12 protein-coding genes and 1 tRNA gene are annotated in these 23,049 nt (G+C 45.1%); 8 read left to right on the forward strand and 5 right to left on the reverse strand.

The window, feature by feature from the left end; all coding sequences use genetic code 11:
- Window positions 1–2 precede the first annotated feature (2 nt).
- Both WC496_04825 and WC496_04830 read left to right on the forward strand, forming a co-directional pair.
- Window positions 3–1,040: a hypothetical protein gene (locus WC496_04825; protein ID MFA5292343.1), complete on the forward strand. Its 1,038-nt coding sequence runs from the start codon at window positions 3–5 to the stop codon at window positions 1,038–1,040.
- A complete protein-coding gene (locus WC496_04830; GenBank protein ID MFA5292344.1) occupies window positions 1,037–2,941 on the forward strand; it encodes a PfkB family carbohydrate kinase in 1,905 nt (634 codons plus the stop codon). The genes WC496_04825 and WC496_04830 overlap by 4 nt, the downstream gene beginning before the upstream one ends.
- A 66-nt stretch (window positions 2,942–3,007) precedes the next feature.
- Here the strand turns inward: WC496_04830 and WC496_04835 are convergent, their stop codons facing one another.
- From WC496_04835 to WC496_04855, 5 genes are all read right to left on the reverse strand, one after another.
- Entirely contained in the window at window positions 3,008–3,919 is a 912-nt protein-coding gene (locus WC496_04835; GenBank protein ID MFA5292345.1) for a LamG-like jellyroll fold domain-containing protein, read from the reverse strand.
- Window positions 3,906–8,027 carry an alginate lyase family protein gene (locus WC496_04840; GenBank protein MFA5292346.1) on the reverse strand — a complete coding sequence of 1,374 codons (4,122 nt, stop codon included), beginning with the start codon at window positions 8,025–8,027 and terminating at the stop codon, window positions 3,906–3,908. Before WC496_04840 ends, WC496_04835 begins: the two co-directional genes overlap by 14 nt.
- 119 nt (window positions 8,028–8,146) lie before the next feature.
- Entirely contained in the window at window positions 8,147–9,175 is a 1,029-nt protein-coding gene (locus WC496_04845; GenBank protein MFA5292347.1) for a uroporphyrinogen decarboxylase family protein, read from the reverse strand.
- Window positions 9,176–9,193: 18 nt separating this feature from the next.
- Window positions 9,194–10,306, reverse strand: coding sequence for a uroporphyrinogen decarboxylase family protein (locus tag WC496_04850; protein ID MFA5292348.1), 1,113 nt, complete (start codon window positions 10,304–10,306; stop codon window positions 9,194–9,196).
- Between the two features lie 15 nt (window positions 10,307–10,321).
- Window positions 10,322–11,290 (reverse strand): uroporphyrinogen decarboxylase family protein, encoded by a 969-nt coding sequence (locus WC496_04855; GenBank protein MFA5292349.1) that lies wholly within the window; start codon window positions 11,288–11,290, stop codon window positions 10,322–10,324.
- Window positions 11,291–11,699: 409 nt separating this feature from the next.
- Between WC496_04855 and WC496_04860 the strand changes: the two genes are divergently transcribed.
- The 6 genes from WC496_04860 to WC496_04885 all read left to right on the forward strand — a co-directional run bounded on the left by WC496_04860 (window position 11,700) and on the right by WC496_04885 (window position 22,863).
- Window positions 11,700–14,534, forward strand: a complete 2,835-nt coding sequence (locus WC496_04860; protein MFA5292350.1) for a glycoside hydrolase family 38 C-terminal domain-containing protein — start codon at window positions 11,700–11,702, stop codon at window positions 14,532–14,534.
- 115 nt (window positions 14,535–14,649) lie between these two features.
- A complete protein-coding gene (locus WC496_04865; GenBank protein MFA5292351.1) occupies window positions 14,650–16,185 on the forward strand; it encodes a sialate O-acetylesterase in 1,536 nt (511 codons plus the stop codon).
- Between the two features lie 12 nt (window positions 16,186–16,197).
- On the forward strand, window positions 16,198–16,848 hold the full coding sequence (locus tag WC496_04870; GenBank protein MFA5292352.1) for a carbohydrate-binding family 9-like protein: 651 nt from the start codon (window positions 16,198–16,200) through the stop codon (window positions 16,846–16,848).
- A 43-nt stretch (window positions 16,849–16,891) separates the two neighbouring features.
- The gene (locus WC496_04875) at window positions 16,892–21,010 is read left to right on the forward strand and encodes a glycoside hydrolase family 88 protein (protein MFA5292353.1); all 4,119 of its coding nucleotides are present in this window, start codon (window positions 16,892–16,894) and stop codon (window positions 21,008–21,010) included.
- A 452-nt stretch (window positions 21,011–21,462) separates the two neighbouring features.
- Window positions 21,463–21,536, forward strand: a tRNA-Arg gene (locus WC496_04880).
- 31 nt (window positions 21,537–21,567) lie between these two features.
- Window positions 21,568–22,863 (forward strand): 3-deoxy-D-manno-octulosonic acid transferase, encoded by a 1,296-nt coding sequence (locus tag WC496_04885; protein ID MFA5292354.1) that lies wholly within the window; start codon window positions 21,568–21,570, stop codon window positions 22,861–22,863.
- The last annotated feature ends 186 nt before the right edge of the window (window positions 22,864–23,049 follow it).

A 23,049-nucleotide genomic window follows, 5' to 3' on the forward strand; every position in this document is an offset into this window, starting at 1 on the left:
ATATGGAATACAACGGCAGATATAACTTTTTCGACGCAAAGCAAATTAAGACCTATCCCCTTTCTACCCGCATTAATAAGGTAAAACTTGAAGACATGGTTTTGCCGAAGAATGTCGATAAGATGAAATTTGATGTCCCATGTGCAACCGCAAAGGATATCGACGAGATAGCAGAAAAGGTGGTTGAGTTCCGCAGCCAGTCAAAACCCGTGATTTTCTTTACTGGTGCTCATCTCATAAAGAATGGCATGGGACCTCTCGTAGCGGATCTTGTTCGCAGAGATATCCTGACACTGGTCGCAGGCAACGGCGCCACAGCCATACACGATTTTGAACTGGCATTTATCGGCCAGACAAGCGAATACGTGCCGATGGCACTTGAAAAAGGCCAGTTCGGAATGGCCTATGAATTTGCGTATATCAATACCGCTTTGTCGGTTGGTAATAAATATAAACTGGGGTATGGGGAATCGCTTGGACGTATGATTTGTGAAAAGGCATTTCGCGATGAAGTTTTGAACATTGCCGTGACAGCCGACTCGCCGAGGGAATTTAAATATCCTCAAATCAGCGTCCTTGCCGCCTGCTATGAAAAACAAATACCTTTTACGGTTCACGTGGGAATCGGTACGGATGTTATCGACCAGCACGAATCTTTTGATGGGCAGGCTAAAGGCGGCTGTAGCGGCAGAGACTTTTTGATTTACACCGGTCAGACCGCCAAACTCAGTCAGGGGGGATTCGTATTCAATATCGGCTCGGCAATCACCGGTCCGGAAGTGCTTTTAAAGGCCGCTTCAATGGCGGCTAATATCGGCAAATGTCCGACTGGTATTGTTACCGCCGATTTTGACCTTCGAGTTTACGAGCCTGCACAGGCAAGTGACGACGCGAGCCAGGGATATTATTTCCGCGACCAGAAAAGTGTTGTTACACGCATACCGGAAGCCTTTGAGGGAAAGGGCTTCTATGTGCAGGGGAACCAGAAACAGACATTTCCACTTTTATACAAAAGAATAGTCGAGAAACTCAACAAATGAACATCGAACGAGCACAACAGATTCTTTCATCAATAAATAACGTATCTATCGCGGTATATGGGGATTTTTGTCTCGATGCATACTGGATGATGGACCCTAAAGGCGGTGAAACAAGTGTCGAGACCGGCCTTAAAGCCAATACCGTCGCCAAACATTACTATACACTGGGCGGAGCATCTAATATTGTCGCTAATATCGCTGCATTGAAGCCGAAGTCGTGCCGAGTATTCGGTGTAATAGGAGAAGACATCTTCGGCAGAGAACTCGTAAGGCAGCTCGGACAACTGCATGTCGATACTGCCGGTCTGGTTGTTCAGAAGGAAAACTTCGATACAATCGTTTTCGGCAAACCATATATCAGCGGACAGGAAAAACCGCGAGTGGATTTCGGATTTTTTAACAGGCGAACGGCAGAAACCGACGACCTCATCATATCAAACCTTCGCAAGGCAATGAAAGATGCCGACGTCCTGATTTTCAATCAGCAGGTACCCGGCTCAATTAATAATGAAAGCTTTATCGCCGCGGCAAATGAGCTTTTCAACGAATTCAGAAATAAACTCATTTTTATCGACAGCAGGCATTACAGCAGCAGTTTCGCCAACGTATATCGAAAGACCAACGCGGTTGAGGCAGCACGGCTGTGCGGCGCAGAGGCGAGATACGGCGATATCGTAACAATTGAGAACACAAAAAAATACGCACGTGAACTTTACAATAAAACAAGTAAAGCCGTATTCATAACGCGAGGCAGCCGAGGCCTTGTCGTGGCGGAATCGTCCGGCGTTCACGAAATCCCCGGCATTCAGCTTCTCAGGAAAACTGATACAGTAGGCTGCGGGGATACCCTGCTTGCGACAGTTTCACTGTGTATGGCGGCAGGAGTCGGCCCGCTTGAATCGGCAACAATCGGAAATTTCGCAGCATCGGTAACGGCAACCAAACTTTTCCAGACAGGCACGGCGACAGCAGAAGAAATCCTCGAAATATCGCGTGATGTCGATTATATATATCAGCCTGAACTGGCAGACGACCGCAGAGGCGCCAAATTCGTACAAAATACAGATATAGAAATCTGCTACCCAACGGAGAAAATCACACTCGGAAAAATCAAGCACGCCGTATTCGATCACGACGGCACCATATCGACACTTCGCCAGGGATGGGAAGCGATTATGGAGCCGGTGATGATTAAGGCAATGCTTGGCGAAAGATATAAAACAGCCGACGAAACGACTTATCATCGCGCCCAGGTTCGTGTACGTGAATATATCGACAAATCCACGGGCATCGAAACAATCAAACAAATGCAGGCACTTGTGGAAATGGTTCAGGAGTTCGGACTTGTGCCGCAGGAATACATCCTCGACAAATGGGGATATAAGAAAATTTATAACGATGCCCTGATGCTGATGGTCAACGACAGGGTCGCAAGATTTCAGCGAGGCGAACTTAATATCAGTGACTTTACGGTGAAAGGTTCGCTCGAATTTCTGAAAATACTGAAAAACCGCGGCGTACGTTTGTATATGGCAAGCGGAACGGATTTGGATGACGTCGCCAAAGAGGCTAAAGTGCTCGGTTACGCGAATTTATTCGACGGCGGTATTTACGGCTCAGTCGGCGATTCTGCGGCGTTTTCCAAGAAAATGGTAATCGCAAAAATCATGAACGAACACAATCTGCACGGCTCTGAACTATTGGTTGTCGGTGATGGACCGGTCGAAATGCGCGAAAGCAGAAAACGCGACGGCCTGGCACTGGGAATCGCAAGCAATGAGGTTCAGCGTTTTGGAATCAATTTGGAAAAACGAACACGCCTTATTAAGGCAGGCGCTCATTTTATCATTCCTGATTTTTCACAGCTAAAAAATCTCGAAAATCTTATTTTCCCAAAATAATCCGCATATTTCAATCGCACTAATTCGGAGCTTGCGGAAACTGTGCTGTTCACGCCTGAGAAACAATTACGGCATTGTCTGCATCCATTGCTCGGCGAGAATCGTAAAGTCGGCAAAGTTAATATAAGAATCGCGATTGATATCAGCCCCGCCGCACCAATCAGGAGAAGAACACTGACCAAGCCAACTGCCGGTCATCATTTCAAGGTCGGTGAAATCAACGCTTTTGTCGCCGTTGAGGTCGGGATTATAAATGAGCATTTGTATCTGCTGAGAAGTTAAAATAGAATTATAAATTCTGACATCGTCAATTATTCCAAGCGTACAAGACCACGTATTGCTCTGAACATCGTAAGCAGCACCAAGGGAAGGTCTTTGCGGAGGCAGAAAATTGCCGAACGAGCCGTCCATCGGAAATTCGCCGATAAGGCTGCCGTCAAAATAAACTTTGTACCCAGAAGAAGTATCCATAGCGTCAACTGTAACAACAAAATGATGCCACATAGAAAAAACTGTATTTGCCGGAAGGTCAACAACGATAGAATCGCCTTCACTTAAAAACAATTTTAAACTCAACGCATTGCCGCTCGAAGGATAATAAGACGGATAGCACCATGCGCCAATATTGGCAAAGCCATTATACGATGGTGAAGGATTCGCTGAATCGAGTTTTATCCACATCGCCAAAGACGCGGCACCGTCGCTGAAATCGCCTTCGTAGTCATTAATCGAACACGAATACAACTGAATATACCCGCCTGTAAATTCAAGAGCGCCTGCTCCTGAAACAGCGTCAGTGGAAAAACTGCAATTGCCGACAATCGTACCATCATTGCCATACTCTGAAGAATCCTGCCCGATATTACCTGCGTTATCGAACCGCCACCAGCCTGTAAGCTCGGCATTGGCGGATACCACAAACAAAAGAACAGCTAATACAGCAACTGCTGTTTTCATAATTTTATCAGAAACTCGCATATATATTCCCTGTAGGACTGGTGTCATAAGAAATATGAACTACCCTGCCGTCGGACAAATTCACATCCCAGCTTGTAGAACTGATTGTCGTTACACTTTGCACAAGCGAACTGGTTCCAGCATGAAGAGGCACAAGCAAAGTAAGAAACTGAACGGTACCGTTGCCGGTTTTTTTGTGCTGAAGCGTAGTCGCTGTTGTATTCGATGCGCCAATTTTCCAGCCCATTATCTCTGGGCTGGTCTGGCCGACTGTTCTATAAATACTCAAACCAGAAGTTATAAGCGGAACAATTTCGAGGTTTGCCTGGCCTGAGTTTGTCGTATCGACCCAGTTTGTATTGCGAACGGTTGTGCTGGTAGTATTCAAATGCCAGCGGACATCGTAAGTATGACTCGAAGAATCCCTTGCGACCATAGTATCGCAGACGATAAAAATATCAGGTTTGAGGAAATAAACCCTGCGGTAATGCCTTGCAGGATAAACCCAGCCCGATTTAAAAGTGCTGTCGTCCCAGTAAGGATACGCATCAGATGTACCCTGCCCCTGCATACCATAGGCGTTTTCATAAATGCCGGAAGCAAAATCATGAGTCGAATCCGATTCCCACCGACAATCTGAAATCGGCTGATAAGGCATCTGTGACGGCTGAGGTGTTCCCCAGCTTCTCCGCTGAGGACGATTGTCAACCATAACAGTATTATGTGAGAAGGCATCCATCGCATATTCAGACCAGATATTATCTGTATAATCGACTCGCTCGGAATCGAAAAGAATCTTCCTGCCGTAAGCCCAGAGAACTACATTTAGCTTGTCCTGATGGGCGTGACCTTTTCCAATCGGCCCGACATCGAAACCGAGATAATTATCTGCCGTCCCCCAGCCCGAACGCATCGCAGCATAGCCGGCATAAGGAAGAAAAGCGGATGTATAACTCGGAGCAGAACCCTGACTGCCGTTTGTCGCAATCCATTTGAAATCGGGACGGGACGGATAGTACGCATAATACGAATTCATAAAACTTTTGACATCAAATTCGTAATTATCGTTATATGAAGGATCGTGTCCGTCAGGTGCCATTATTTTAACGAATGAATCCAAGGGCGTTTCACACAACGGTACAATTAAATCAACATTCAATTCATTAGTGCGATCGACCGCTTCGGCAAGGTCGCAAATCGTAAAGTAATTGTAAAAGGCCTGTGCGTATGCACAAGTTAATTCAACTCCCATTCCATCGGGCAGATAACTTTGAGTCATATCGTCAATAGCCGTCTGGCAGGCATAATTTCGCCACGCCGTGGCATCCGCCAATTCAGGGAAGAATACACCTGTACTGTAAAGCCCAGCCATAGCAAAGGTGAGCCAGTTGCCGGAAGTTGCGTGATTATCCCGTAAATGCTTGGATTGCTCCCATGCCGATTTCACGGCGATATTCATTGTATTATCATCGAATAAGGGTGAATTCTGGCAATATGCAAAAGCGTTAAGCCAGCCTGTACGCATACGAATACCGGTGGCAATAGTGCTCCAGTAATGATCGTCAACATCGGCGGCCTGTGCGACCTGGCCAATCCAGCTCCGCATCACATTGACATAATCAGTAACGGCAGGATACTCGGTCTGGGAATACCAATATGCCCTGCCGAGCGTTTCGAGGAAATACATCCTATACCAATTGCTTGAAAGCTCCGGCGTACTGAGCCAGTCATAATCGCCGTTGGCCAGCCAGTAATTATTATTATAAATTCCGGTATGATTCGCAAAATCATACGCATAGGACAAATCTGAAGACGAACCCTGAGAAGGTACTTTGATATGCGGGTCCCAGTACCAGATTTTTTCTGTTCGCTGCCTGAGATATTTTGCAAATTCTTTTCTGGCGTTCGGATAATTGCCCTGCTGAACAGCGGTTTTAACAGCCGAGAGTCCGTTGTAATTCAAATTCAAAAGACTATTGAAGAACTGACTGTCGGTTAAAACTGTGTCAGGCACAACAGGCTGATAAACGAACTTATCGCTGGTTGCAAGCTGCCATGTTGCCCCGTTCTTTGCTAATATGGCTGAATTATTTACTTTTGTGCCGCAGGGATTATAAATCTCGTAAACGGCCTGCTGGGCGGGTGTCGTTAAAGTTCGTTCGATTGAGTAGTTTACAAATAAACGATTACGTTTATCTATCGAGAGCACCGAATCATAAAAAGTCTCCGGCGAGGCTTGTCCCGAATTATCGTTCCAGGGCGTTACCAGAGCCGCCGGCGAACTCCATGATTGTCCACTCTGCTTATAGGTATATTTCAATGACCTGCTCAAATCTGAAATATCCGCTGCGACAACATGAACGGTGCCGCTCGTATCGCAAACCATACTTGCGCGAACAAGGCCGGTAAGAGTTTCAGGTGTGCTCCAGCCGGAAGCAACTGTATTCGGCTGCGAAGATTTTAGATACGTACAATATTTTCCGGAACCGCCGGTGTACGGAGTTAAAATCACATGCAGATAACCGTTTTTATCGACTGAAATGCACGGCCAGTTATTTTCATTAGGGTATCCAATATCAGTATTGCCGAGCAAAACCATATTCGTAGTACCGGTCGCACGGTCGTATGTAATGCCGTATATCGGAGTTCCGGGATTGGCATTTGCGGTGGCACACGGAAAAACTATATGTGTTTTATTATTGCGGGTAACAAGAATGTTAGACTGATTTTTAAAGCCGCCACCGGCAACTGGTACAGATGCAACCTGAACAGGCGCAGAAAAAACCGGGTTTCCGCTGCCATCCTTAGTAACAACGACTAGGCCAAGTGTATTGACACTGTTCTGCATATATCTAATAAGAAGTGAAGGCGGACCGGAATCATTATTCCCGTCCCTGCATTCCATTCTGACATCGAGCGGAGAACCTGGAATTAAAAACGCACGCCATGAGCGACCGACATCTTTTGATAACATAAGGCAATAACCGACAGATGTAGGATTAGCTATCGCATAAATATAATTGTAGTTATCAAGATATATCCTGTTTTCGCCGCACTGTTCGAATGTTCCGTCCCACTGAGGATAATCGCTTAGTATCGCATCGGAGAAATACGACCTGAATTTAACGCCGTTATAATCCGCTATATCAACCCATGAATCGCCTTTGAAATATTGCTGGTCATCCGGCCCGAAACCGACAGGATTCGGAGTATAGTGCGGATTATAGCCGTAAAGTTCGCGTTCCTGTCTGAAATATGTCTGGTGCTGTATCGGAGCGTTAACACCGGCAAGGCCCGGCTTTATTTCCGGTGCGTTACCGTAAATATCTATCTGGGCAGGCACACCCGGAGCGGAAACCCACATCGGGAAAACTATATCCGGCATCGGAGCAAGTGTGGAAAAATAAAAGTTGTCCATATTGTACGATGGAGCCGTACTGGTATATGAAGTCGAATTGTAGGCATTTCTAACGCCTAAGGCATCCAGACCCACGGAAAATTTATTGGTGCCGCTTAAGAGAACACCCGATATATTGCCGACAGGAGACCATTGCTGCGAATCTGTTATCCATTGATAAAGCTGGACATCAGCAACGGTATTACCGCCCTGATTGTAAACATGCATTTTGACTCGATAAGTATCAGTGGCAACCGAACCGGTAATCGGTGAAAGCTGAACGGTGTAAGCTGTTCCATCGGAAGCATTTTGCTGCGCCTGTGCAATTACCGATGCACCGCCCAATGTCAAAGCAATCCAGTTACGATTCGTGCTCGAACTTAAATTGTCGCTTTGAGAATAAAATATACCGAAGAGACTTTGGTAGCTTGTCGTTCCGGAAAGATATTGGAAATCCAGCCCCATCCAAAATTCGTGTACAGCACCGGCAGAAGTCCCAGCGGCAATCGCATCGGAGCCCAAATATTTGTAAAGCTGCGCTACAGTATTGGCGCCATTTTTCCGCTTAAGCTGTGTATTGATATAACCGGGATAGATGTTAAAAACACCCTGACTGGAGGACTCCACTCTTTGCAGCCAATCGTTAACATTCCAGTTCTGAAGTATAGTGGCCGGCCGGGCATTTGCCGCAAATACAAACAATACAAAAATTACAAGCAACGTCTTTTTCATCACTATCCCAGAAAACAACACGTTTAAGGCCTTATATAACGCCAAAAAAGGCGTTGAAGCCTTTCAACATCATACAGAAACAATCCGGCCAATGCAAGTAAAAACAGGTTAAATAATCGTTAATTTTTACTATTATCCCGCATAGATTCGAGCATTGCGATGATATTATCGGGCTTTGAGCCGGGCGGAATCGTATGCGACGGACATACTATTACATCGCCATTTCTGCCAAGCTCAATAAGGTGTTTTGTTTCGTTATAAACCTGTTCTGGACTGCCGAACGCCAGTGCGTCCTGTGTGCTGACCCCGCCCCAGAAACAAAGCCGGTTTTTATAAGTTTTAATTGCCCAGTCGACATCAATTACTTCAGGCTGGAAAGGATTAAAACTGTTCACGCCGATTTCGATAAATTCATCGAAAAGCTCCTGAACTTTTCCGCAGGAATGAATTGAAACGAATTTGCCTGCGTCACGAACAATCGCGTACATTTTCGTTATATGCGGTTTTATAAATGTATGCCACATTTGCGGCGAAATCTGCAGGCCTAATTGTGTGCCCCAGTCATCGCCAAAGTGAACGCCGTCAAATTCAAGATTGTCTATTGCACGGTGGAGTACTTTGCAATTGTAATCGCAGATTTTGCCGAAATATTCCGCGACAAATGTCTGGTCGGCTGCGAGGTCCATCATAAGATTTTCCATACCCCTCATCGCCCAGGCCCTTTCCCAAAGCGAAAGATTCAGTCTTGCCAAACGATATTTCCCCGCTGCCCTTGCTTTACTGAAAGTATCGCGAGCTTTTACGAAAAATGAATCCGGCAGAGGCTCGGGAAATGAATAACTTTTGAGATTTTCCGGGGTAATCCACGCGTTTTCAGGTACGCCGATATTTTTGTCCTGTGTGCGGTTCCAGATAACGCCGAAGACATCCTTATAGAAGCCCGGCTTTATAATTTCGCCGGCAGGTTCAAGGTCAACCCTGACAACAGGCTGTTCGATATATTTGCTGACGTAATTTTTATCACCGGTATAAGCGACCATTTCCGCTTCCATATCGACTGTGCAGCGAACTTCGCAGGGAACACTATCTGCGGGTTTATGTGTAAGTGCCGCGATAACTCTTTCAACCGGCAGCATTTGATTTTTCATAATATGAGTTTCCTTTGCTCAATCAAACTGTGAATTATATTCGTTTACAATCTGCCCTACAATCCGTATGCGTTCAAGATTGCCGGTAGATGAAATTTCATCGGATATACCGAGTACCAATCTTGGCGCAAAAAGCTCGATACATTTTTTCGTATATTCTATAAGCATCTCTTCCGGAAACATATCATCGAACAGGATAGCCGGTATTCCATCCATCATTACCATTCCGTCAGGCAGAGCCTCTTTGATTTCCTCAAGAGTTACATCGCCCTGCGGTTTTGGAGTAATAGCCTCGATGCCGTCAAGCCCGGTTTGTGAGAGATATTTCAAAAGAGGCTTTGTATCGCCGTCCCAGTGAGAAGAAATAAATTTGCCGGCTTTATGAAGTTTGTCACAGCGTCTGCGGCATGCCGGCAAATGATATTTCAAAAATAAATCCTCGCCGATTGTACCGGCATGAATATTTTCGCCGAAATTAAGAATATTTATCGGCGATTTATTGATAAGTTCAATCAATTTATCGTGGCATATTTCCAGTGCTTCAAAGTAAGCCTCAACCGTCTTTGGCCAATCCATAATGGCATAAATACCCTTTTCCACGCCCATTTTAGAAAGGTACAAATCCTGAACGTTCATTCGCGGAATATACATTGTCGCAGCGCCGAGACCTTTCCATTTTGCGCAAAGCCTGTCAAACTCATCCTGGTCCCACTGCCAGTTGGTGTTGAGTTCACGCCATGCCGAGACTTTAAGCTCGTCTTCAGTTGCGACTTCACGTTTCAGATGTATCGGCACATCGCTGTTAGGCGTATTTCGCAAAACAACCGTTTGTTTACCAGCGGGAGTAGTAATAGTCTTTTCGAAATCAGTATCACTGAGTTGTCGAATAGATTCTTTTACTTCAGGATGCTCGATGCGTTTGAAACTGAAACGATAATCGTAAATGCGGGCCGAACAGCCAAGTGAACGGTAAATATCAGGCAAATCCATATCGGCATAGGGGTGCGGAAACGGTATATGAAAAAATTTTCTGTCGTTGAACCATGCGCCTATTCTCGGCTGCCAGATAATTTTGCCGCCGGCTTTGCCGAAGACAACATCATTGTGAAGTTTTGCAAAATCAATAGACATAGAAACCCCCGCAGGTTATCCCGGATAATTACCTTTTTTCCGCCAGACATCGAGTATAAGTTCGTATCTTTCCAGCCTCATACCTGTATAGACACAGTTGCTGGTGGAGAAAATATAACCTCCGCCCGGCATCCCATGTTTAAGGGCATATTCAGCCGATTCGATAACTTCCCGGTCGGTGCCGGTATCCATCAGCCCGCAGTTAACATTGCCGATAAGACATACTTTTTTGCCGATAAGTTTTTTTATCTCGGCGATATCGATACCGCCCTGCGGGTCAAGACTGTGAATAGCGTGCGGTTTTGCGTCAACAAGATAATCTAAAATCGGCATAATATTGCCGTCGGTATGTTTAATAGTATAAAAACCCATCCTGCGATATGCCGTTATAAGCTGTTTAAGATAAGGTGCGACGAATTCGCCGAACATCGCCGGCGAAAGAAACGGCCCCGTATTAAGACAGTAATCGCAGCACATTCCGAAACAATCGAGCACGCCGTGTTTTTTTATAAGCTCTGCTCTTTGGACGGCATCATCGATTTTTCTTTGAGCGTCGTCTTTGAGCTTTTGAGGATTATCCGCTATACTGTTAATAAATTCGAGCATCTTATCGCCGCCCGGCACATCATAAGTCGCGTCGCCGTGCATCATCAGCAAAAATTCCTCACCTGCTTTTTCGCGGATTCGCTCGATTACCCTGAGCGTATTGCCAAGCCTGTCGTTGCCCCATATCTCCGGACCGTTTATGAATATCGCACCATGTTCAAATTTTCGCGCGATAGTTATAAAAAGGTCGGCCATATCGTCGATATGAAGCTGCTGTTCGGACGGATGCATCTGGTCCCATTGATGATAAGACCTGTGCCGCGGATGTACTTTACCGAAGGCCTGCATTGTCAGGAAAAACACCAGTTCGAAATGCGGCACTCTGCCCTGCGGCTGTTTGCCCTCCAGAGCAAGAATAAATTTTTGTTTCGGGGTCATAATCTTCCCTCAATTAATATCATCGTTTAATGACTGAGTTAATAATTTTCTAATTAATGAATATAACGAATATATTGACTATACAGCCCATAAAATTTATTTTTATTGTTTTGGCCGATAAAAGTAATTACTTCCATTACCTTTAACGGCCGTAATAGGGTCTTTTTTGTTTTATATCCCAAAAAAACCTGATATAACGCAATCAAATATTTAATCGCGTTTTTACTTGTGAGTGATAATAACATATTCTACTTGAAATTCCAATAAAAATGTATTATTATAAGTGTTAAAGCGTTTCAGCATATACTTGTCGGTTTCAAAAGTCAGGCCATACAGCCCTTATTCAGACTTAAGAAATGAGCAGTTTTAAGCTTTTTTGGTATTATAACTTAAGGATATTGGAGCTTTGATGTCAGCAAAATTTGATAAATGTGAAATACACATCGTGCCGGGTACCCATTGGGATCGTGAGTGGCGATACGATTTCGAAGAAACACGCCAGCGTCTTATAGGAATGCTCGAAAATACCATGAATTTACTTGAGGCCAACCCTCAAATCCCGGCATTTGTTCTTGATGGTCAGTTTCTGCCTATAAAAGATTATCTTGATGTTCGGCCTCAGATGCAGGAACGTGTAGGAAAACTCGTAAAATCCGGCAGACTGCTGATAGGTCCATGGTACAGCCTGCCTGACTTTGGCGTTACACTCGGCGAAAGTACTATTAGAAATCTTCTTTTCGGCATCACAAACTGCCGCAAATTCGGCAAATCAATGATGGAAGCAATGACCAATTCTTCCTGGGGCCAGATTTCACAGATGCCGCAGATACTTGCCGGGTTTGGAATCGATACTTATGCCTCATATCACGGCGTGCCGGGTCACGCTTATCCTGTTGAGTTTAAATGGGAATCCCCTGACGGCACACAAATTCTCTTTATCCGTTCTCCAGGCACCACCAGAGCAAGTTTCTTCCTCGCTACACGCAGGGCACTGCCGCCGCAGCCTTACGAGGCCGAATATGTAAAGGCCGGCAGCCAGCTTCTCAAAGACGCTTACAGGCTCACCGACCAGCCTACCGCGGACCAGACTCCGTTGTACGGCAATGATATGAATTGTAAAGTCAACTATGATGTGCTGTACGATGAGTTTTTAAAGTGTGTGGAAAAAATCCGCACAGAGGTAACCACGCCGCACCTGCTTGTTGGCGATTTATGCGATGCACAGCAGATGTGCCCGGATATTCTGCAAATGGTTGCAGAACTCAAAAAGAGACACAAAAATGACGATATTCATTTAAGCACAATTCCGGAATATTTCGCGAAAGTTAAACAGTCCGTGAAATCGTTACCGACCTTCAAAGGCGAAATGCGTTTCCCGCACAAGGAAAGCTTCGCGTTTCGGCTTTGTAATATTCTTTCTACACGTATGTATCTCAAACAGGCAAACCGCAATGCCGAGTATATCTTAAGCAGATGGTGTGAACCGTTCTCCGCCTTCGACTGGCTAAACGGCCAAAAATATCCGAACGTCGAAATAGACCAGTCATGGGAAATGATGCTGATTAATCAGTCGCACGACGCTATCGGCGGCTGTTCAATCGACCAGGTACACGATGATATGATGTGGCGGTACAAACAGGTCGTCAACCGCAGCCGTGCACTGCTGCATCGAAGTTTGGGTTCCATCAGCAAACCTCTCGGCAGCGGAAAAACAGAAACTGACAAATGCAGACTGGTCGTTTTCAATCCACTGCCGTTTGAAAGAAGTGAAACAACAGAAGCTTATATCGATATTCCTTCAGACGCTTACAAAGGCTCAATATCCATAACCGATGCAGCCGGCAAAACCATACCGTGCGGCATAATAGAAACATCCATTTCTAAATCGGTAAGTCTCGAACTTCAGCTTATCGGCTGCCCTGCCGTATTTATCCGAAGACTTAAAGTCGAATTCGAAGCGGATAAAATCCCGTCAATGGGTATGCGGCAGTTTAATTTTAACTTCAACGGCAATTGTGCACCGCACAACCTCCTTGCCGCAGGCGATAACTGGATGGAAAACGAATATCTCAAAGTAACTGTTTCTCCGAACGGAACTTTGGAATTATTCGATAAAACGACCTCGCAGAAATTCACAGACCTGCATTACTTCGAAGATGATGGTATGGACCGTGCCGCACGCAACAGCTGGTATTTGATACCGCCGGCAAACAACAAAACCTTTTCATCGAAAGACGCTAAAGCAACATGCAGGCTTGACTATGTGTCGCCGCTCCAGGCAAGACTTGTCGTAAATTATAAAATGCGGATACCGAAATCGCTCGACCTCGATAATGTGAAAGTCGGACGAATGGAACACTTTATCACATACTCTTATCAGAATCGCAGCGACGAGATGATTGACCTTAATATCGAATCGACTTTCATACTTCGCAAAGGCGCACGAAGAGTCGATGCAGAAACAAGTTTTGTCAATAACGCATGCGATCATCGTCTTCGCGTTATGCTGCCGACTGATACTGCTGTCGACAGTTCGTGGGCGGATTCGTCTTTCGATGTCGTTCAGCGGTCGACTGAAAAATTGAAAAAGGAAGAATGGAGCGAATTGCGAGACCTCGGAGAAGTTCAGACTTATCCGATGATAAGCTTTGTCGACCTGGCAGGCGGTAAACGCAGTTTTGCCCTGCTTTCAGACGGACTGCCTGAATACGATGTTCTGGAAGACAGCCGGCAAACACTTGCAATAACTCTCGTACGAAGCATTCTGCACGGCAGGCTTGACCCTGAGACGCAAATTCCGCCGATTATGGGCAGCCAGTGTCTCGGACCGCATCAGTTCCGCTACTCGCTGTATCCTCATAAGGGCGATTGGCAGGAAGGAAAGGTATGGCCGCAGGCACAGCAGCATAACCTGCAATTGAAAACTGTTCAGTGTATGGACACTATTGACGAATCAAAACCGGATAGTTGTTCACTATTAAACTTCGGCTCAGACGGTCTTGACATAAGCGCAGTAAAATGCTCGCAGGATGGAACAGCGTTAATAGTCAGATTGTATAACCCGACAACTTGGCCGATTAAAACTCCGATGACCCTTGCCGCGGGCAAATTCAAGTCAGCCGAACTTGCTGATATGCTCGAACAGCCGATACCGAAAGGCAGACTGGCTCTGAAGTTCGGCAATACTGTGATGCTCGATGTACCGGCCAAAAAAATAATTAACATCAGGCTTGAACCTGCATAATAATTTTATTGTTTGATAAGTCGAATCGGTCCTAACAGCGAAATACACTGACAGTGGCAGACTTCCCAGAGATTAAATTTCTTACTATTAATGTTTTTTAAAAGGATTACATCGAATGAAAAAGTATTTTTGTCTGGCGGTTCTGATTTTACTGGCATCTACAGTTTGTGCAGCAATAACACTTCCCTCGATTATTTCCGACAATATGGTTTTGCAGGCAGATTCGACCGCTCCGATTTGGGGCAAGGCGGAACCCAACAGCAAAATCACAATTGCCTGTTCATGGAACAAGGCTGCCGTTACTGTCGAATCAGACGAGCAAGGAAAATGGATAGCAAAATTAAAAACCCCTGAAAAAGGCGAAAACTGCACAATAACGATAACCTGCGGCAAAGACAGCATAACAATTAGTAATATTCTCATCGGCCAGGTCTGGCTTTGCTCAGGCCAGTCGAATATGGAATTTTTAACTAAACAATCTATTAATGCAGATAAGGAATTAGCCGAAGCAAAATTTCCGAACATCCGCCTGTTCAATGTTACGCGAACTACATCGAAAGAACCGCTCGATGACTGCAACGGCCAATGGGTCGAATGCAGCCCTGAAACGGCGGCTGAATTCAGCGCTGTCGGCTATTTCTTCGGCAAAGAACTCTATAAAAAACTGAAAACACCAATAGGACTTATTAACACGTCTTTCGGAGGTTCCCCTGCACAGGCATGGACAAATAAAGAAATACTTTCAAAAGACAACAGGCTGAACACATATCTCGAAAACGATGCCAATAACGAGGCACATAAAGAAATATATCTAAAACAGTACGCTGAAACACTGAATCAGTGGAAAAAAGATGTTGCCAGGGCTGTTGCAGAAGGAAAACCTGCCGCCAGGAAACCAAGCCCGCCGGTTCAGTTGAAAGCACATTGTAAATGCGCCGCTTTATATAACGCGATGATTCATCCGTTAATTCCTTTTGCGATAAAAGGCGTTATCTGGTATCAGGGCGAATCAAACGTCGATGATGCTGTTGCCTACAGAAAATTATTCCCGGCTATGATTACAAACTGGAGAGACGAATGGAAACAGGGAGATTTTCCTTTTTATTTCGTTCAGATAGCCGCCTATGGCCAAACTGATTTAACAACGCCTCCAGATTCGAAATGGGCTATGCTTCGCGAAGCTCAAACAATGACATTATCTCTGACAAGCACAGGAATGGCTGTTGCAATGGATATAGGCGAAGCCAAAAACATTCATCCAAAAAATAAACAGGATGTCGGCAAACGTCTGGCACTTTGGGCACTGGCGAAAGATTATGGTTTCAAAGATATCGTTTATTCAGGGCCTTTATACAAAAGTATGAAAATCGAAGGCAACAAAGTAAGAGCATCTTTCGAATATGCGGATTCAGGCCTTATGGCAAAAGGAGATTCAATCAAAGGTTTTGCGATTGCCGGTGCTGACAGGAAATTTGTCTGGGCAAACGCAAAAATTGATGGTAATACGGTTTTAGTCTGGTCGGAACAGATTAAAAATCCGGCAGCAGTCCGATATGGCTGGGCCAACTGGATTGATTGCAATCTTTATAACAAAGAATTTTTGCCCGCGTCGCCCTTCAGGACAGACGATTTTCCCGGCAAAACAGAATAAAAGGCAAATAAAATGAATTCTATCTATACAATCAAAAGAACTGCTGCGGCCGGTTTGGATAAAGTCCAATGGGAACAGGCAAATACCCTCGAGTTGAAAAATTATATGGGCTCCAAACCCCGGCATTTCCCAAAAACTCAGGCAAAACTCCTTTACGACGAGAAAAACATATATGTTTTCTTCAGGATTGAAGACCAGTATGTCAGAGCAGTTGCTCAAAAACTGCACGACCCCGTATGCAGGGACAGTTGCGCCGAATTCTTTTTTACGCCCGGCGAAAATATCTCTGATGGTTATTTCAATCTCGAAATCAACTGCGGCGGAACAATGTTAATGTTTCATCAAACCGCCAGAAACGAAAATAAAATACAAATTTCAGAACAAAACTGTAAAAAAATAAAAATTAAGACTTCTATGCCAAAAATAGTCGAGCCGGAAATCAAAGAACCAATTACGTGGACACTGCATTATACATTGCCTCTGGAAATCCTTGAAAGTTACGCTAAAGTCAGCAAGCCTGCTGCAGGAGTTAAATGGCGGGCAAATTTCTATAAATGCGCCGATGACAGTTCTCATCCTCACTGGCTGACATGGGCCAAAATCGACAAACCTCGGCCGGACTTCCATAGGCCGGATTTCTTTGACACAATAGTTTTTGGTTAAAATTGAATTGAAAATGTTTATTTAATGGAGTGTTATAAACATTATGCTGAAACGAGTCGTCACATCTTATTTTATTATCGTATTTTTACCCCTATTGGCATTGGCAAAATCTAATATCTACTCTGAAGATTTTTCATTAGGCGCACAAGGCTGGCAGGTATCTCCTGCGGCGGTGGACTTTAACTATTCATCCGGCATCGGTCATGAATTCAACGGCTGTGCGGTTTTAAACATCCCAAATGATGAAGCGGCGAATTTTTCTTTAAAAGCTAACAATCTATTGATTACCGTTCAGCCAAAAGAATATTATATCGTGCGTGCATGGGTAAAATCACAGAATAAATGTTCGGCAATGCTTTCAGTAACGATTAAAGACAGCAAATCCGCCAATCTCGATTCTTATACATCACAGTATCGGATATCAGGTAAATGGAGCATAATTGAAACAGCCGTTTTCACCGCTGACAAGGGCGCCCTTCTCAGGCTGGACTTTACTTTCACAGGTAATGGAAAAGTTTACATCGACGATATTACTGTACAACGGTGCAGCAGAGAGCGGTTCTGGAATCTGGATTTCGAATCGGTCGAAAATTCATGGCCGAGAAGCTGGCCCGCAGTCGCGTGGCCCCCGAACAAAAGCAGGGTTTATTCTTCGAACAAATCGCCATTCGATGGTAACGGCTGCATGGCTTTCGAATTAAAAGGAGAAAACGGTCGTGCAGTTGCACTGAATTTTCCAAATAAACTCGCAGGCTCCGCTGTCGAGACTCCGATAGCATTGTCAGGGCTGAAAAGTTTCGGCATCGCCTGCCGCAGCAGCGGGCCGAAAATAAGTCTTGTCGCCAACTACTACACAGGACCTTCACGCAAGGCGATAGAGCGTTTCGATTTGCCGGCAACAGGCAAATGGCAGCAGTTTAATTGCGTCTTAACGCCCTCCGCAGAAACAGATTACGTGCAGCTTGAAATTTTAGCCGAAGGTCAGGGCACAGCCTTTGTCGATAAAATTACAATCAACCCTCTGGCAGATATTGCTCTGGTTAAAGGCAATGCCGTAGAACGACAATGGCTGAATGTTTCTACGGAAAAACCGGCAGACCTCGGAAAAATAAACACTTCGTCACAGGAAATTTATCAACCCATAACGGCATCTAAAAACAAAAGTCTTGTCAATGCGCTGAAAGCCAACCGCGGAATTCATCCGCGTCTTATGTTCAAACAGGAAGATATTGAAAAATTTAAAAACATGGCAGGCGGTACGCACGCACACATGTACGACCGGCTGATTGAAGCCGTAAATAATCAGCTCGCCGGCAAACTCAACGGCCACAATAACTGGACTGCCGCGATACTGCAGTCGTTCGGATACGTTATGACGCAGGATAAGACCGTGCTTGCACAGGCTAAACTTTGGCTGCTGGATATCTGCGACCAGTACTGGATGCCGAGCGATTTGAGTTATACATTCGGGACCCCTGCTCTGGCACTTGGATACGACTGGCTTTATCCGGTTCTGACTCCGCAGGAACGTGACGAGCTTCGTTTGAAAATTTCGATATTCACCCGGCCATGGTATGAAGTCACGGTCGCAATGGGCAAATCGGGGGCATGGCAGTTTAACCATGTAAATCTGCGGCCTATCGGATTCGGTCTTGCAGGCATGACCCTGTACGGCGACGGCTGCGCCTACGGCGGCGACGAAACCGCAGCTGACTGGGCAAACTATTCGAAATGGTGTATTGACAGCACCATCGCAACGCTGCCGACAGACGGTTCTTATCAGGAAGGCGTACATTACTGGTCGTGCGTATCTGAATGGTTTGTCAAATATTTTCTCGCATATCAAAGACTCACCGGTGAAAATTTATACGATTCAAGCAACTGGTTTAAGACAACCGAGGCTTTTCGTTTTTATCTTACGACAACGGACTGGCAAAATCAGGCCTGTTTTTCAGACTGCATAATAGATGAAATTGAAAATTATCCATCGGTTACCTCGCGCGCACTGGCAGGTCAAAACGGACCTTATGCACAATTGGCACAATGGGTCGCGGATAAATGCAATTCGCTTAACGATGTAAGCGCTGCAAGAAACGATGAACGTAGAGTATGGGAATTTCTTGTTTATGACCCTCGAGTAAAGCCGGCCGGCCCAGAAGAACTGAACCTGCAGAAATTGCATTACTTTGATGATATCGGTGTCGTAGCCAGCCATAGCAGTTGGGATGCCAACGACACGTTTTTTGTTTTCAAGTGCGGACCTTATGGCTGCGATAGCGGCGCAAAACGTTACGAAGCGGGCCTCGGAGGCAGATGGGGACATAATCATCCCGATGCCGCAAGCTGGCAGTTGTTTCATCGTGGAATACCGCTGGCTCTCGATGTCGGTTACGATATGTGCAAACGTACATTTAACCATAACACTATAATGCCCGGCGATTTCACACAAATCGGCGACGGTGAAACGTGGCTGTCTTCCATTACACCTTATAGTCAGGCTCCTCGGATAACGAAATTCGCAGGCGACAGCAACCTGTTTTATATCAAGGCACAGGCGGCAGGCAATTATGATAGTAATGCGCAATTAAAACAGTTCGACCGGACGGTTTACGGAATCGGCGGCAAATGGTTTGTAATTATCGACGATCTTGCTTCTGATGTGAATCATTCTTATCAGTGGATTCTCAACACTCGCAGAGCGGGAAATATTACCGGCCGAACCGTTGAGATTATTGACGATGGCGGCCCTGTGCCGAGAGGAAAATATCATCCCAATAAAGGCGATATTGGTAAAATCAATCCTAACGGCCCATCTAGGCTGATTGTTCAATTCTTCAGCCCTGAAAAACTTACGCTGACCGGTCAAATAACCGACATCGAAAAACCAATCGATACCTTCACACAGGTCTGGCGAATGAAAGCCGTAACAGAACCTGTGAAAACCGCAAAGTTCATATCTGTTATAGTACCTCTCGGCCCTGCCGATGAAACGCCGTGTATAAACTACACTGATAACACTATAATATTTGACACCAATTCGGGACGTACTGTTTTTGAACTAAATACAGGCGGTGTTCCTCGCATTAAATTTCAAACAAAAGAAACATTCTTCGACCGCGCGTATATTCTGCAAACAATGAAACAGGTTACAGTTTTTCAGAAGCAGTTCGCTGATGACACAAACGGCACAGACTGGAAGACAGGAACTTTTTATACAGGTGTGTTGGCCGCTTATAAGGCAACCGGCGATAAATATTTTTACGATATTGTAAAAGACTGGGGAAAAGCAGCCGGCTGGAAACTGGCAAATCAACCGTTTCACGCGGATTATCTTTGTGCCGGACAAACTTTCCTTGATATGTATCTGCTGGACAAAGACCCGAATATGAGAGCAGATGTCGAAAGAAAACTTGCCGGTTATTTCGGTAAAAGAACTATTACTTATGAAGAAATGCCCCACGTAACGAACAAAGACAGTAAACGTTCCTTCAGAGGCCGAGAAGCCTGGTATTGGTGCGACTCGCTGTTTATGGCGCCGCCGGTATTTACTAAAATGTACACGGTTACTAATGATAAACGTTATCTGAAACTTATGGATAAATTCTATTGGGATACAACTGAGTTTTTATTAGATAAAAAGGCCAACCTGTTTTATCGCGACCTGCGATATTTTACCGCTAAAACGCCTCAGGGAAACAGCGTTTTCTGGAGCAGAGGAAACGGCTGGGTATATGCAGGCCTGATTAGAATTTTGGATAATATGCCCGCTGATTGGCCGACGCGGGACAAATATCTCGAACTGTTCCGGAAAATGACAGAAGGTATTGTCAAATATCAGCAGGCCGACGGCCTTTGGCGAAGCAGTCTCAACGAACCGTCATGGTATGATATGCCGGAAACAAGCGGCAGCAGTTTCTTCTGCTATGGACTGGCAGCCGGTATCAACCGCGGATATCTGGATAAATCGAAATATTTACCGGCGGCAACTAAAGCCTGGCAGGGACTGCTGGGATGCGTAAACTCGCAAGGCCGTCTCGGACATGTTCAGCTTGTGGCAAGTAAACCAGGCAGTGTCAAGGAAGAAGATTTCACAAATTATGCACAAGGCGCATTTCTTTTGGCCGCCAGTGAAATATACAAAATGCACCCTTCCTTTCCGTAGGGTGCAAATATTATTTCGGCATAATTGTACAAAAAAGATGTAAATCTGTCCCCAACATGTATGTCGTCAGCAAGAATGGCACAAAAGAAGCTCATTTCTAAGAGAGTTTTTTCGGCTCCACTACGGTCATTGTACAATTAACTTTTTTTCTTTCAATCATTACTTTGTGCTTTAATTCAGCTCGTCGTTTTAATATTTCCTTGACCTTCTCCCCATTTATACACAAATTATATTATTTTAACCAGGCTTCTACTATCAGTGTAAAATCGAGGAAATTCACTATTCCATCGCCATTAGGGGCTGGTGCAATGTCCGCAGAAGGAATACTATGCGGCAACAGTCAAAGGTTTGCGTCAAAAATTGGTACATTTTGGCACGCCTGTCTTTGCAGGCTAAAAAAGGGTTGACAGTCTGTATAGGAAGTCGTTATACTGCAACGACTTAAATCTTGAGCACCCGTAGCTCAGCTGGATAGAGCAACGGATTTCTAATCCGTAGGTCAAAGGTTCGAATCCTTTCGGGCGCATTTATATTTTAAAGGCTATTAACGTCAAAAAATGAAATGTCTTAACGACCTTATTTATCTTCTTGCACTTATCGCAATTAGCCCGAAAATCCTGTACAGAGTTATAATGCATAACCGTTACAGGCACGGCTGGAGCGAAAGACTCGGCAAAATCCGCCGAAATTTCCCCGATAAAAAATGTATCTGGATTCACGCCGTCAGCGTCGGCGAAGTCAACGCCACAAAAACAATAATCGCCGAGCTTAAAAAACAATTGCCCCAGTACGAAATAATCCTCAGCGCCACCACCGATACAGGCATCGAGCAGGCCAATAAATTATACGGCAAAGAACTGAAGGTGTTTTATTTCCCGTTCGATTTTTCTTTTATCGTGCATCGTGCGTTTAAAAGATTAAAGCCGAACATCTGCCTGCTGATGGAGCTTGAAGTCTGGCCGAATTTCACTTCAAGGGCGCATCGCCTAAAAATTCCCGTCGTCGTCGTCAACGGCAGAATCAGCGACAGAAGTTTCCCGAGATATAATCTTGTCAAATTTTTCGTAAAACCAACTTTCAAAAAAGTTCCGCTTTTCCTCGCTCAAACCGCCGAATACGCCGACCGTTTCCTCGCACTTGGCGGACACACTAAAGCAGCCGTCATTACCGGAAGCCTGAAATACGATACCGCACAGGTAGCCGACAAAGTCGAAGGAGCCGACAAACTCGCCGCGCAGCTCAACATCGCCGGCCGGCGTCTTTGGGTCGCAGGCGGCACAGGACCGAATGAAGAAAAAATCATACTCGACGTATTCAAAAAATTGAAACAGCAGGAAAAATACGGCAATCTTCGCCTGGCAATTGTCCCCCGCAAACCCGAACGGTTTAACGAAGTCGCAGACCTGATTACGCAGTCAGGCTTTGAGCAGACAAGATACAGCCGAATAAAATCCGGCGGGCAAAGCACCGAAACCAATAAGGATACCGTAATCCTCGGCGACACTATGGGCGATTTGAGAAAATTTTATTCACTGGCGACGATTGTTTTTGTCGGCCGCTCGCTCGTGCCGATGGGCGGCTCGGATATGATGGAATCAACGGCAATGGGCAAATGCACAATCTTCGGCCCTCATACCTTCAATTTCAAAGAGACCGTCAAGTCGCTTCTTCTCTCTCAGGGCGCTATCGAAGTAAAGAATGCAGAGAAACTTTACGAGACAATTCAGAATTGCCTTGACCAGCCGCAATTCGCTCAGCAAATCGCTTCCGCCGGCCAAAAAGTTATCAAAGACAATCAAGGTGCAACACAAAAATCCGTTTCCGCCATTATCAATCTGCTGAAAGAGAAATAGTCATTTCGACCGAAGTCTAGACCCATCGAGACGAAGCGGAGAAATCTATTATTGCTTACTGTCATCTCTGAAAGCGTGCTTCCAGTCAAATATATTTTTCTATTATTTTTAAATCGTTTATCGAACCGCTTTTATGGTTTTCAACCAAGTCATCTCTTCGCCGTAAACTCCGGCATAATTTTCTTC

The organism is Phycisphaerae bacterium (assembly GCA_041652575.1).
Lineage (GTDB): Bacteria > Planctomycetota > Phycisphaerae > Sedimentisphaerales > UBA12454 > UBA12454.